10 protein-coding genes are annotated in these 13307 nt (G+C 30.9%); 8 read left to right on the plus strand and 2 right to left on the minus strand.

Annotation, left to right across the window (positions count from 1 at the left end; all coding sequences use genetic code 11):
- Window positions 1-17 precede the first annotated feature (17 nt).
- Genes purD through purB form a run of 3 tightly spaced genes read left to right on the plus strand, consistent with a single transcriptional unit; the run spans window position 18 to window position 6425 of the window.
- Window positions 18-1271, plus strand: coding sequence for a phosphoribosylamine--glycine ligase (gene purD, locus DWZ53_RS00120; RefSeq protein WP_118430822.1), 1254 nt, complete (start codon window positions 18-20; stop codon window positions 1269-1271).
- Window positions 1272-1282: 11 nt separating this feature from the next.
- On the plus strand, window positions 1283-5041 hold the full coding sequence (locus DWZ53_RS00125; RefSeq protein ID WP_118430824.1) for a phosphoribosylformylglycinamidine synthase: 3759 nt from the start codon (window positions 1283-1285) through the stop codon (window positions 5039-5041).
- 1 nt (window position 5042) lies between these two features.
- Complete coding sequence (purB, locus tag DWZ53_RS00130; protein WP_118430826.1) at window positions 5043-6425, plus strand: adenylosuccinate lyase; 1383 nt, start codon at window positions 5043-5045, stop codon at window positions 6423-6425.
- Window positions 6426-6454: 29 nt separating this feature from the next.
- On the opposite strand, the gene DWZ53_RS00135 is transcribed toward purB, so the two are convergent.
- The gene (locus tag DWZ53_RS00135; RefSeq protein WP_118430828.1) at window positions 6455-7330 is read right to left on the minus strand and encodes a LysR family transcriptional regulator; all 876 of its coding nucleotides are present in this window, start codon (window positions 7328-7330) and stop codon (window positions 6455-6457) included.
- 129 nt (window positions 7331-7459) lie between these two features.
- Between DWZ53_RS00135 and DWZ53_RS00140 the strand changes: the two genes are divergently transcribed.
- The 3 genes from DWZ53_RS00140 to DWZ53_RS00150 are packed head-to-tail and all read left to right on the plus strand — an operon-like array spanning window position 7460 to window position 9712.
- Complete coding sequence (locus DWZ53_RS00140) at window positions 7460-7693, plus strand: hypothetical protein (RefSeq protein WP_118430830.1); 234 nt, start codon at window positions 7460-7462, stop codon at window positions 7691-7693.
- Window positions 7686-8531 (plus strand): DUF3737 family protein, encoded by an 846-nt coding sequence (locus DWZ53_RS00145; RefSeq protein WP_118430832.1) that lies wholly within the window; start codon window positions 7686-7688, stop codon window positions 8529-8531. The genes DWZ53_RS00140 and DWZ53_RS00145 overlap by 8 nt, the downstream gene beginning before the upstream one ends.
- 5 nt (window positions 8532-8536) lie before the next feature.
- Window positions 8537-9712 carry a MalY/PatB family protein gene (locus DWZ53_RS00150; protein ID WP_118430834.1) on the plus strand — a complete coding sequence of 392 codons (1176 nt, stop codon included), beginning with the start codon at window positions 8537-8539 and terminating at the stop codon, window positions 9710-9712.
- 8 nt (window positions 9713-9720) lie between these two features.
- Here DWZ53_RS00150 and asnA read toward each other — a convergent pair whose 3' ends face one another.
- Window positions 9721-10728, minus strand: coding sequence for an aspartate--ammonia ligase (gene asnA, locus DWZ53_RS00155; RefSeq protein ID WP_118430836.1), 1008 nt, complete (start codon window positions 10726-10728; stop codon window positions 9721-9723).
- Between the two features lie 171 nt (window positions 10729-10899).
- On the opposite strand from asnA, the gene proB reads away from it, so the two are divergent.
- Together proB and DWZ53_RS00165 are read left to right on the plus strand one after the other, a co-directional pair.
- Window positions 10900-12036, plus strand: a complete 1137-nt coding sequence (gene proB, locus DWZ53_RS00160; protein WP_118430838.1) for a glutamate 5-kinase — start codon at window positions 10900-10902, stop codon at window positions 12034-12036.
- Window positions 12029-13270, plus strand: coding sequence for a glutamate-5-semialdehyde dehydrogenase (locus DWZ53_RS00165; RefSeq protein WP_118430840.1), 1242 nt, complete (start codon window positions 12029-12031; stop codon window positions 13268-13270). Before proB ends, DWZ53_RS00165 begins: the two co-directional genes overlap by 8 nt.
- Window positions 13271-13307: the final 37 nt, after the last annotated feature.

Consider the following 13307-nt stretch of genomic DNA (forward strand, 5'->3'; position numbering starts at 1 on the left):
GAGAAAGGAATTTGAAAATGAAAGTTCTTGTTATTGGTAGCGGTGGTCGTGAACATGCGATTGCTTATAAATTGAATCAAAGTCCTCAAGTAGATCAAATCTATGCAATTCCTGGTAATCCAGGAATTGCTCAAATTGGTACATGTGTTGATGGTAGTGTTGAAGATAATGATATGATTGTTTCTTTTGTTAAAGAACATCAAATTGATTTAACGGTCATTGGACCTGAAGTTCCTTTATGTAATGGTTTAGCTGATGATTTAGAAGCAGCTGGATTCCTTGCTTTTGGACCTACACGTCATGCAGCTACTTTAGAAGGAAGTAAAGCTTTCTCTAAAGATTTTATGATTAGACATCATATTCCTACAGCACGTTATGTAGAAGTAACGGATTATCAAGATGCAGTGAATCAAATTGATCATTTTGATTTTCCTTTAGTAATTAAAGCAGATGGTCTTGCTGCTGGTAAAGGTGTCGTCATTGTTGATAACAAAGATGATGCTATTAAGACTTTAAAGGAAATGATGGTTGATGGAGCATTAGATGGTGCTGGAAGTAAAGTTGTTTTAGAAGAATTTTTAACTGGATTCGAATGTTCTTTACTTTGCTTTACAGATGGTAAAACAATTGTTCCTATGGTTTCAGCAAAAGATCATAAACAAATTTTCGATGGTAATAAAGGACCTAATACAGGTGGTATGGGAACCGTCTCACCAAATCCCTTTATGCCAGATAACATGGATGAAGTTTTAAAGGAAACTGTATTAGATCCATTTATGAAAGGTTTAAAAGAAGATCATATGGATTACCGAGGGGTTGTCTTTATTGGTTTAATGATTGAAAATGGACAAGCTAAAGTATTAGAATTTAATGTTCGCTTTGGAGATCCAGAAACACAATCTATCTTACTTCGATTAGATAGTGATTTATACGAAATTATGGTGGCTTGTGCTAAAAGAGAACTTGACCAAGTTGAAGTGAAGTGGTCTAATAATCATGTAGCTTGTCTTGTTCTTGCTAGTGGCGGTTATCCAGGAAAATATGAAAAAGGAATTGAAATTAGTCATGTAGAAGATGTGACTGATGATATTGTTGTTTTCCATGCAGGGACAGCTTTAAAAGATGGAAAATTAGTTACAAATGGAGGACGTGTTTTAAATATTTGTGCTAAAGGACAATCTTTAAAAGAAGCACTTGATAAAGTATATCAAGCTGCAAATATCATCGATTTTGATGGTAAATATTATCGTAAAGACATCGGTCTTAGATAGGGGGAGCATTCATGAGTCATGTAAGAAGAATTTATGTAGAAAAAAAGAAACAATACGCTACTGAAGCTAATGAAATTAAACACAATTTAACAGAACAATTAGGACTTACAATTCATTCATTACGTATTATTAATCGTTATGATGTTCAAGGAATTAATGAAGAAATATTACAACAAGGAATTAATACAATTCTAGCAGAACCAATGGTTGATAATGTTTATGATGAAGATTATCCAAAATCAGATAAAGAATCAGTATTTGCTTTGGAATTTTTACCAGGTCAATATGATCAAAGAGCTGATTCATGTGAACAATGTTTTGCAATTTTAACAGGGAATACTTCCTCTAAAGTTAAATGTGCACGCTTATTTGTTATTGATGTTGATCATAATGAAGAAACAATCGAAAAAATTAAACATTTCTTAATCAACCCTGTTGATCAAAGAATTGCTAGTTTAGATAAACCTGATGATTTAACAGATAAAGCTCCTGTTATTAAACCTGTTCCTGTATTAGAAGGTTTTAATCAATTAGATGAAACAGGACTAAAACAATTCTTAAAAGATAATGGAATGGCTATGAATCTTGCAGATTTACAAGTAACACAAGATTATTTTAAGAATGAAGAAAAAAGAGATCCTACTGAAACAGAAATTAAAGTATTAGATACATATTGGTCAGATCATTGTCGTCATACAACTTTTGCGACAATTATTACTGATTTAGATATTGAAAGTGGTGCTTTCAAAGAAATACTAGAAAAAGACGTAGAAGACTATAAGACTAGCCGTCATTTAGTTTACGGTATTGATACAAAACGTCCGCTTACTTTAATGGATTTAGCAACTATTTCCATGAAAGAATTAAGAAAAACAGGATATTTAGATGATATGGAAGTATCTGAAGAAATTAATGCATGTTCTGTAGAAATAACTGTTCATACTAATGAAGGTGACGAACAATGGTTGTTAATGTTTAAAAACGAAACACATAACCATCCTACAGAAATTGAACCATTTGGGGGAGCTGCTACTTGTTTAGGTGGGGCTATTCGTGATCCACTTTCAGGAAGAGCTTATGTTTATCAATCAATGCGTATCACTGGAGCAGGAGATCCTCGCCAAGCTTTAGCAGATACAATGCCTGGTAAATTACCACAACGTAAATTATGCCAAGAATCAGCACATGGTTTTTCTAGTTATGGTAACCAAATTGGTTTAACTACAGGTTATGTTCATGAAATTTATGATGAAGGTTATGTAGCTAAAAGAATGGAACTTGGAGCTGTTGTTGCGGCTGCGCCTAAAGAACAAGTTAAACGTCTTGAACCATTAAAAGATCATATTGTTTTATTAATTGGTGGTCGTACTGGTCGTGATGGTATTGGTGGGGCTACTGGATCTTCTAAATCACACGATGTAAAATCAATTGAAACTGCTGGGGCTGAAGTACAAAAAGGTAATCCAGTAGAAGAAAGAAAAATTCAAAGATTATTTAGAAACAAAGAGGTTAGTGAAAAAGTTGTTAGATGTAATGACTTTGGAGCTGGCGGTGTTTGTGTTGCTGTTGGTGAACTTGCACCTGGTCTTGTTATTGATTTAGATGCTGTCTTGAAAAAATATGAAGGTTTAACAGGTACTGAACTTGCTATCAGTGAATCTCAAGAACGTATGGCTATTGTTATTGATGAAAAAGATGAAGCCTTCATTAAAAATGAATGTGCTAAAGAAAACTTAGAGGTTGTACGTGTTGCTGTTGTTACTGATGATAATCGTTTAGTGATGAAGCATATGGGAAAAGATATTGTTAACATTTCTCGTGATTTCTTAGATGCTGCTGGTGCTAAGCGTTACCAAGATGTTAAAGTAACATTACCTGATTTTACACAAACTCCGTTTGATGAAGTAAAACAAAATAATTTTGTTGATACAACAAAAGAAGTTTTATCTCGTTTATCAGTAGCAAGTCAAAAGGGATTAGTAGAACGATTTGATTCTTCAATTGGTAATGGTACTGTATTATCTCCTTATGGAGGACGTACATATCATACTGAAACAGAAGGTATGGCTGCTTTAATTCCTGTTTTAGGAAAAGAAACAACAACTGCTTCATTAATGGCTTATGGTTATAATCCTAAGATTGCAAAATGGTCTCCATATCATGGTGCTATGTATGCTATTGTTGAATCAGTAGCTAAGATTGTAGCTATGGGTGGCGATTATCATACAATTCGTTTCTCTTTCCAAGAATATTTTGAAAAACTATTAGATGATCCTTATAAATGGGGTAAACCAATGGCAGCTTTATTAGGTGCTTATCGTGTTCAAAAAGAATTATGTTTACCTTCAATTGGTGGTAAAGATTCTATGTCAGGATCATTTGAAAATATTCATGTTCCACCAACACTTGTTTCATTTGCGATTACTTCTAGTGATGTAAGTGATGTGATGACACCAGAAGCAAAAGAAGCAGGACATATTTTAGCTGAAGTTATGATTAATAAAGATCAATTTAAAGTATTTGATTTTGATCATTTAAAGAAACAATATGATGCTATTCATAAACTTATGCAAGAAGGTAAAGTATATAGTGCCTATACTGTTAAAGATGGTGGAGTTATTGAAGCAGTAAGTAAGATGGCTTTTGGTAATCATATTGGAGCTGCTTTTAATGTTGATTATTCATTAAAAAGTTATGTATCAAAGGATTATGGAAATATCGTTATTGAAGTTAAATCAGAAGAAGATTTAGCAGTCTTTGATCAATATCGTGTTGTAGCTACTTTAAATGATGCAGATACTTTATCATATGGTAGTGACGCAATTACTTTAACTGAAGCGTATGCTATTAATAAAGCACCATTAGAAAGTGTTTATCCTACTAGAGAAAAAGCACCAACTACTCAAATTAAAGTAGCAGAATGTAAAACAAGATCTACATTACAACCAAAACAATATGTAGAAACACCTTTAGTTGTTATTCCTGTATTTCCTGGAACAAACTGTGAATATGATTCAAAACGCGCTTTTGAAAAAGCAGGAGCAAAAGTTGAACTTGTGTTAATTAGAAATAAAACAGAAGCCATGTTAGAAGAATCAATTAATGCTTTGGAATTAGCTATTAAACGTGCTAATATAGTGATGTTACCTGGTGGATTCTCAGCTGGTGATGAACCTGAAGGATCTGGTAAGTTTATCGCTACTGTACTTAGAAACCCTAAGTTAAAGACAGCAATTCAAGATTTATTAGATCATCGTGATGGTTTAATGATTGGTATTTGTAATGGATTCCAAGCTTTAATTAAATTAGGTTTATTACCTTATGGAGAAATTAGAGATATGTCTAGTGATGATCCAACATTAACATTTAATACAATCGGACGTCACTTATCTCAATTTGTAGATACACGTATTGGTAGTGTAAAATCACCATGGCTTGCTAATGTACAAGTTGGAGATGTTCATGTTATTCCTATTTCTCATGGTGAAGGACGTTTTGTTGCTCCTGAACCAGTGATTGAAGAATTATTTGCTAATGGACAAGTATTCTCACAATATGTTGATCCTAATAGAAAAGTAACAATGCAAACACCATATAATCCAAATGGTTCAATGTATGCTATTGAAGGAATTATTTCTAAGGATGGACGTGTTATTGGTAAAATGGGACATAGTGAACGTCAAGGTGAAAATCGCTTTAAAAATGTTTATGGTGAAATGGACCAAAAATTATTTGAAGCAGGTGTAAATTATTTTAAAGGTGGAAAATAGAATGGAAAAACAAGAATTTGAATGTTTAACTCTTTGTCCTTTAGATGGACGTTATTCAGGAGTAAAAGATGCACTAGGAGAATATTTTTCTGAATATGCATTAGTTAAATATCGTGTTTTTGTTGAAATTCAATGGTTAAAGTTCTTAATTGAAAATGTTGAAAGTGATATCTTAGCTAAGTTTGATAAACAAGACTTAGCTAAGATTGAAGCTATTTCTAAAGAATTCAATTATGATTCATTTAAGGCTATTAAAGACATTGAAGCAACAACACGACATGATGTTAAAGCAGTAGAATATTTTATTGGTCATCAATTAAAAGATATGGGGTATGACTATTTAATTAGTTTTGTTCATATTGGATGTACTTCGGAAGATATTAATAATACATCTTATGCTTGTATGTTAAAACATGGTTTAAAAGATGTGTGGTTAAAAAAAGCTAAAGAATTTGCTGATATGATTAATGGTTGGGCTGAAGAACATAAAGATGATGCCATGCTTGCTCATACTCATGGTCAACCAGCAACACCAACAACAATTGGTAAAGAATTTAAAGTATATGCTTATCGTTTTTATTCAAGTATTGAAAATGTTGAAAACATTAAAATCAAAGCTAAATTTAATGGAGCAACAGGAAACTATAGTGCTATTTTAACTGCTTTCCCTAATTATGATTGGCAAGCATTAGCTAAAAAGTTTGTTGAAGAATATTTAGGACTTACTTTTAATCCACTTACAACACAAATAGAAAGTCATGATTATACATGTCATATATTAGACGGTATTCGTCATTTTAATAATGTGTTAGTTGATTTTGATGTTGATATGTGGTTATACATTTCAATGGAATACTTCAAACAAATCCCTGTAAAAGGAGAAGTAGGAAGTAGTACAATGCCTCATAAAGTTAATCCAATTCGATTTGAAAATAGTGAAGCAAATATTGATATGTCTAATAATATTTGTGTAGGATTATCTAATAAATTACCTAAATCTCGTATGCAAAGAGATTTATCTGATTCTTCAAGTCAAAGAAATATTGGTTTAGCATTTGGATATTCAATTCAAGCTATTAGCGAAACAACAAATGGTTTAGCTAAATGTGTTGTTAATAAAGAAAAACTAGCTCATGATTTAAATGAAAAATGGGAAGTTTTAGCAGAACCAATTCAAACAATGCTTAGAAAATATGGTATTTCTGATGCTTATGATCAATTAAAAGAACTAACTAGAGGAAAAAATATTTCTCAAGAAGCAATTATGGAATTTGCAAAAGGATTAGAAGTCTTATCTGATGAAGATCGTCAAACTTTACTTGATATGACACCTGCAAGTTATATTGGTCTTGCTAATCAATTAGCTACATTAAAATTAAAATAATAATTAAAAAAGCTATCGACTCATTGGAGTTAATAGCTTTTTATTTGCTTTTTTAATTCATTTAAAAAGTATTGCGCTGGTTTAGATAAGACTTTATACTTTTTCCAGATGACATCAAGTCCTGCTTCTAATTGTGGAAAAAGAGGAATAAATTTAAAACTTTCATGATTAATGAGGTCTTTAAGACCAATTATAATAGCGTTGTTTTCTTTTGCAAGTAAGGAAGCATTATAAATAAGATTGTAAGTAGAAGATATATGGTAGTGTTTAAATTCTTGTTGTGCCCAGTTTTCAAATTGTTTATATTTTAATTCTTGAGTTGAGCAAATTAAAGGGTAGGGACTAAGATCGTAGGAAGTGATTTTGTTATGCAAAGCTAAAGGATGAGTAGCAGTAACATAAATTCCCCAAATATCTTTATAAGGTAAGGTCAAATAATTATATTTATAGATGTTTGCAGGTTGAATGACTAACCCAAAATCAAGTAATCCTTTTTCAAGACGATCGACGACATCTTGTTCATTTCCACTATATAAATGAAATTGAATGTGAGGATAGGCATCCTGACATTTTTTAATTGCTTTAGCAATGATTTGCATACCGATTGTTTCACCACTACCGATATAAACATCGCCACTTATTTCTTCGTCTAGAAGCATGATTTCATTTTCCGTTTTTTCAACTAAACTAATGATTTCTTCTGCTCTTTGTCTAAGAATAATGCCTTCCTCTGTTAAACTGATTTTACGACTTCCTCTAATAAATAATGGTTTTCCTAAATAATCTTCAAGTTCTTTCATTTGTCTAGAGAGAGTAGGCTGAGTTATATGTAAGCTTTCTGCAGCTTTTAAAATTGTTTCTTCTCTTGCAATGGCGAGAAAGTATTGTAATAAACGTAATTCCATAATGATCACTCCTAGAGATATTTTAATACTTTTATATATGCCTTACAAGCATAAAAAACTATGAAATATAAGTATTGGATTATATGTTTAATGCTTATTAAAATAAAGTAGTAAGGAAGTGATAAAAAGATGAATCAAAAAGTTCAAGACATTTTACTTAATTTACAAGCTGCAGATTGTAACGATGAATTAATTCAAGAATGTCTTTTAAGATATGAAATGCAGGATTTAAAAAAACTGATTAAATTATTGCAATGTCATCGTTGTGGTCTAATAGAAAAGTTACACCAACAACAAAGAAAAATAGAATGTTTGGATTATTTGATTTATTGTTTAAAAAAGGAGTATGAAGAAAATGAATAATACAGTTGTAAAACAACAAAAGTTAATAGGAGAAAGAGCTTTATTTCAAAGTCATCATATACAAATAGAAGATAGTGTTTTTGAAGATGGAGAATCTCCATTAAAAGAAAGCCAAAATATTGATATTAAAGATACTATATTTAAATGGAAGTATCCATTATGGTACTGCCAAAATGTATCCGTAAATAACAGTACATTATTAGAAACAGCACGTTCAGGTATTTGGTATACGCATCATATTGATATTAAAGATAGTGTTATTGACGCACCTAAAACATTTAGAAGAAGTACATATATTTCATTAGATCATGTTAACTTGTTAAACAGTCAAGAAACATTATGGAATTGTCAAAACATTAAGATAAATGCAGTTCAAGCAAAGGGCGATTATTTTGGAATGAACAGTGAAAATATAGAAATTAATGATTTACGTTTATCAGGTAATTATTGTTTTGATGGTGGTAAGAATATTGTTGTCAGAAATTCTAAATTGATATCAAAAGATGCTTTTTGGAACTGTGAAAATATCACAATTTATGACTCTGTTATTATTGGCGAATATTTGGCTTGGAATACTAAAAATATTACTTTTATTAATTGTACAATAGAGAGTTTACAAGGATTATGCTATATTGAAGGATTAAAAATGATTAATTGTAAACTGATTAATACAAATCTAGCGTTTGAATTTTGCAAAGATATCGACGTTGAAATTAATAGTCATATTGACAGTATTACTCATCCTCTTTCTGGCACAATTAGAGCTAAAAGTATTGGTGAAATCATCATGGATGAAAAAGATAATTCAGATGTAAATATTATTGTAGAGGAGGAATAAAGAAAATGTATGATTTTTCTAAAATGACAAACCGTAGAGGAAGTGATAGTTATAAATGGGATGTTGGCGAAAACGAACTTCCTATGTGGGTAGCGGACATGGATTTTGAAACAGCTCCAGCTATTATTGATGCTTTACATCAACGGGTGGACCATAAAATATTTGGGTATAATGTAATAGGCGATGATTACTTTGCAGCTTATCAAAGCTGGTGGGAAAGAAGGCATCATTTTCATATTGAAAAAGAATGGATGATGTTTGTAACCGGCGTTGTTCCAGCCATTTCTTCAATTGTTAGAAAAGTGACAACAGTCGGTGAAAATGTATTGATTATGTCACCAGTATACAATATTTTTTATAATTCTATTTTAAATAATGGGAGACATGTTATATCGAGTGATCTTGTCTATGATGGTAATGAGTATCATATTGATTTTGAGGATTTAGAAGCAAAATTAGTTTTAAAACAAACATCATTAATGATTTTCTGTAATCCACATAATCCAATTGGAAAAATATGGAATCGTAAGACACTAGATCGTATAGGTCAGCTTTGTAAAAAACATCATGTTATTGTATTGAGTGATGAGATTCATTGTGATATCGTTCGCCCGGGCAAAGAATATATTCCCTTTGCTTCTGTATCAAAAACAAATTTAGAAAATAGTATAACGTGTATTGCTCCAACTAAAGCTTTTAATATGGCAGGTTTACATAGTGCTTGTATTGTTGTTTATGATGAAGTATTGCGTCATAAAGTGAATCGAGGTATTAATATTGATGAAGTTGCCGAAGCTAACAGTTTTGCAATTTGTGCTACTAAAGCTGCATTTAATGAAAGTGAAACATGGCTTAATGAATTAAATGAATATATTCAACATAATAAGGATTATGCTAAAAAATTTATTGAAAAAGAATTAAAGAATATTCATTTAGTAGAAGGGGATGCAACTTATTTATTATGGATTGATTGTCATCGTATTTGTCATGATAGTGTTGAATTAACCCAATTTATTCGTTTGCATACTGGTTTATATGTAAGTGATGGCTTAGAGTATGGTAAAAATGGACAAGCATTTATCCGAATGAATGTAGCTTGTCCATTTGAGAGATTAAAAGATGGACTTCATCGTTTTAAAGAGGGAATAGAATTATATATGAAAGAAAAAAGTGTTCGTTAGAACACTTTTTATAGTAAATAAATTTTATGTTTTTTACATTCATCAATCATTTCTTGAGGCCATATACTTGCTTGGACTTCACCGATATGTGCACGTTTGAGTAATAACATACATAATCTTGATTGACCAATACCGCCACCAATAGTGTAAGGTAATTCTTTATTAATAATAGCTTGATGATATGGCAATGAAAGACGATCTTGGAAATTTTCTAATTCAAGTTGTTCTACAAGTGATTTTTCATCAACACGAATTCCCATACTAGAAATTTCTAATGCACATTGTAATGGTTCGTACCAGAATAAGATATCACCATTTAAGTTCCAATCATCATAGTCAGGTGCACGCCCATCATGTTTTTGTCCGCTTTTTAAAGTGTGTCCAATTTTCATGATAAAAACACAACCATATTTTTTAGTAATTTCATTTTCTCTTTCTTTTGCAGAAAGGTTAGGGTATAAGTCTTCTAATTCTTGGCTGGTAATAAAATGAATATCATCAGGTAAATGATTAACAGCTTGAGGATATTTATACCATACCTCATGTTCCATATGTTTGATAACTTTAAATATTTCTTTAACATGAGTTTTTAAAGTTTCTTCATTTCTTTCATCTTTAGAAATAACTTTTTCCCAGTCCCATTGGTCTACATAATATGAATGAAGATTATCAACTGTTTCATCTTTTCTAATGGCATTCATATTTGTATAAAGACCTTCATGTAAGTTAAATTCATATTTTTTTAATGCCATTCTTTTCCATTTAGCAAGTGAATGAACAACTTCAATAGGATCATTTTCTAATTCTACAATATTAAATGATACAGGTGTTTCTACACCATTTAGGTTATCATTTAAACCACTGCTTTTTGGTACAAACAATGGCGCAGAAATTCTTTCTAAATGAAGAGCTTTACCAAATTCTTTTTGGAAAGTATCTCTTATATATTTAATAGCTTCTTGTGTTTGTCTTAAAGATAAGACAGGATCATAGTTTTTAGGTATAATTAAATTCATGTATTGTCCCCCTCAATAATTTATTACTATTTTAACATTTTATTGATAATGTAAAAGGGAATAATAAAAAATTATAATATGTATAAATAGTTATTATATATTATTCGCTCTGTTTATTGTCAAAAATGGTGTGATAAGGTATAATTGATTGAAAATACGGGGGAAATTTAAATGCGTAATTTACAACATATTGATAATATCATTATTAAAATTGGATCTTCTTCTTTATGTAATGAAAGTGGGACTTTAGATAAAGAAAGAATTTTAAATCTTATTAGTCAAATAGCTATATTAAAAAGAAAAGGAATCAAAGTAACTTTAGTTTCTTCGGGTGCAATAAATGCAGGAATGCAAGTTCTTCAACTTGAAAAGCGTCCTCAAGATATCGCTAAAAAGCAAGCTTTAGCTGCTGTTGGGCAAGCTCATTTAATGCAAATTTATGAAGAATTATTTAATTTATATCATTTAAAGTGTGCTCAAATTTTGTTAAATCATGATGATTTTGATGATCGTAAACGTTTAATGAATCTTCATTATGCAATGAAATCGGTTATTGATTATGATGTGATTCCAATTATTAATGAAAACGATACTTTAGCAGTAGAGGAAATTAAAGTAGGTGATAATGACACTTTAGCTTCTTTATTAGTACCCATTATTGATGCTCAATTATTAGTTTTAGTAAGTGATATAGATGGATTATATAACGATAATCCACATACTAATAAAAATGCAAAGCTTATTGAAAACGTTGAGGGGATCACACGTGAAATTATGGATTTTGCTAAAGATGCAACGAGCGCTGTAGGTACTGGGGGAATGATTACTAAAATTAGAGCTGCTAAAATTGTTAATGATTATGGTTGTGATATGGCTATTGTTAATGGAAATCAAGAACATGTTTTAGTTGACTTATTAGAAGGTAAAAATGTTGGAACTTATTTTGATGGTAAACCAGGAAGAACATTAAGTTCTCGTGATCACTGGATTATGTATCGTTCCTCACCTAAAGGTAAAATCATCGTTGATAATGGGGCAAGACAGGCTATTAAAATGCATCATACATCTTTACTTCCTAAAGGAATTAAAGATGTTGAAGGTTCTTTTGTACTTGGCAGTGTAGTGGATATCGTTGATGAGACGGGACATCTTGTTGCTAGGGGAATGACAAACTATTCTAGTGATGAAATTAAGTTGATTAAAGGACTAAATAGTGATCAAATAGAGGATGTTTTACATTATAAAGATTATGATGAAGTTGTTCATGCTGATAATTTAGTGATTTATAAGGAGGTTGTTCATGGATAATAGAATTCAAATGCAATTAAGACAAGCAAAAGAGGCGAGTCGTTATATGCAAAATATAAAACCAGAGGTAAAAGAAAAAGCGCTAAAGAAAATAAGTGATGCTTTATTAACTCATGTTAATTTAATTATTCAAGAGAATCAAAAAGATATTTTAGATGCTAAAAATAATGGTATTAAAGAATCAATGGTCGATCGTTTATTACTTACTCGTGAACGGATTGAAGCTATGGCTCAAGATATTTTAAAAGTAGTAGAACTAAATGATCCTATTGGTGAAGTTGTGAGAACAATCAATAGACCTAATGGTTTGTTGATTAAACAAGTACGTGTTCCTTTAGGAGTGATTGGTATCATTTATGAATCACGTCCTAATGTAACCGTTGATATTGCTTCTTTGTGTATCAAAACAAATAATGTTTGTGTTTTAAAAGGGGGTAAAGAAGCAATACATTCTAATCGTATTTTAGTTAAAATCATGAATGAGGCTATTAAAGATTTATTACCTGAAAACTGTATTGTTTTAATAGAAACGACACAAAGAGAACAAATTAATGAGCTTATTCAGGCTCATGATTATGTCGATGTGATTATTCCTCGTGGCAGTGCTGGTTTAATACAATATGTTGTAAAAAATGCCACTGTTCCTATTATTGAAACGGGTGCCGGAAGATGTCATTTATATGTAGATAAAGAAGCTAACTTGAATATGGCTTTAGAAATTGCAATTAATGCTAAAATACAAAGACCTTCAGTATGTAATGCCATTGAAACAATTATTGTTCATCAAGATGTAGCACCTACTTTTTTACCAATGTTGCAAGATGCATTTAATCAAAAAGTAACACTCTATGGTGATGAAAGAACACAACAAATTATTTCGTGTTTAAAAGCAACAAGTCAAAATTATGCTACTGAATATGATGATTATATTTGTAATATAAAAGTTGTTGAAGATATCAATGAGGCAATTAGCCATATTTATCAATATTCTACAAAACATTCAGAATCAATTGTTACTGAAAATAAAGAAACAGCTCAATATTTCATGGATGCATTAGACTCTGCATGTCTTTATCATAACGCTTCAACTCGTTTTACTGATGGAGGACAATTTGGTTTTGGTGCCGAAGTGGGCATTTCTACCCAAAAATTACACGCCAGAGGACCATTAGGATTACCAGAGATTACATCAACAAAATATCTTATTTATGGAAATGGACAAATAAGAAAATAATTATAAAACTACCTTTACTTAAGTGAGGGTAGTTTTA

Source organism: Coprobacillus sp. AF33-1AC, assembly GCF_003475785.1.
GTDB lineage: Bacteria > Bacillota_I > Bacilli_A > Erysipelotrichales > Coprobacillaceae > Faecalibacillus.

What these genes read in the sequence shown, in the direction of transcription:
- proB (WP_118430838.1), top strand. Translation starts at nt 10,900, where the DNA reads ATGCGTAATTTACAACATATTGATAATATCATTATTAAAATTGGATCT.
- purD (WP_118430822.1), top strand. Translation starts at nt 18, where the DNA reads ATGAAAGTTCTTGTTATTGGTAGCGGTGGTCGTGAACATGCGATTGCT.
- purB (WP_118430826.1), top strand. Translation starts at nt 5,043, where the DNA reads ATGGAAAAACAAGAATTTGAATGTTTAACTCTTTGTCCTTTAGATGGA.
- DWZ53_RS00125 (WP_118430824.1), top strand. Translation starts at nt 1,283, where the DNA reads ATGAGTCATGTAAGAAGAATTTATGTAGAAAAAAAGAAACAATACGCT.
- DWZ53_RS00145 (WP_118430832.1), top strand. Translation starts at nt 7,686, where the DNA reads ATGAATAATACAGTTGTAAAACAACAAAAGTTAATAGGAGAAAGAGCT.
- DWZ53_RS00165 (WP_118430840.1), top strand. Translation starts at nt 12,029, where the DNA reads ATGGATAATAGAATTCAAATGCAATTAAGACAAGCAAAAGAGGCGAGT.
- DWZ53_RS00135 (WP_118430828.1), bottom strand. Translation starts at nt 7,330, where the DNA reads ATGGAATTACGTTTATTACAATACTTTCTCGCCATTGCAAGAGAAGAA.
- DWZ53_RS00140 (WP_118430830.1), top strand. Translation starts at nt 7,460, where the DNA reads ATGAATCAAAAAGTTCAAGACATTTTACTTAATTTACAAGCTGCAGAT.
- asnA (WP_118430836.1), bottom strand. Translation starts at nt 10,728, where the DNA reads ATGAATTTAATTATACCTAAAAACTATGATCCTGTCTTATCTTTAAGA.
- DWZ53_RS00150 (WP_118430834.1), top strand. Translation starts at nt 8,537, where the DNA reads ATGTATGATTTTTCTAAAATGACAAACCGTAGAGGAAGTGATAGTTAT.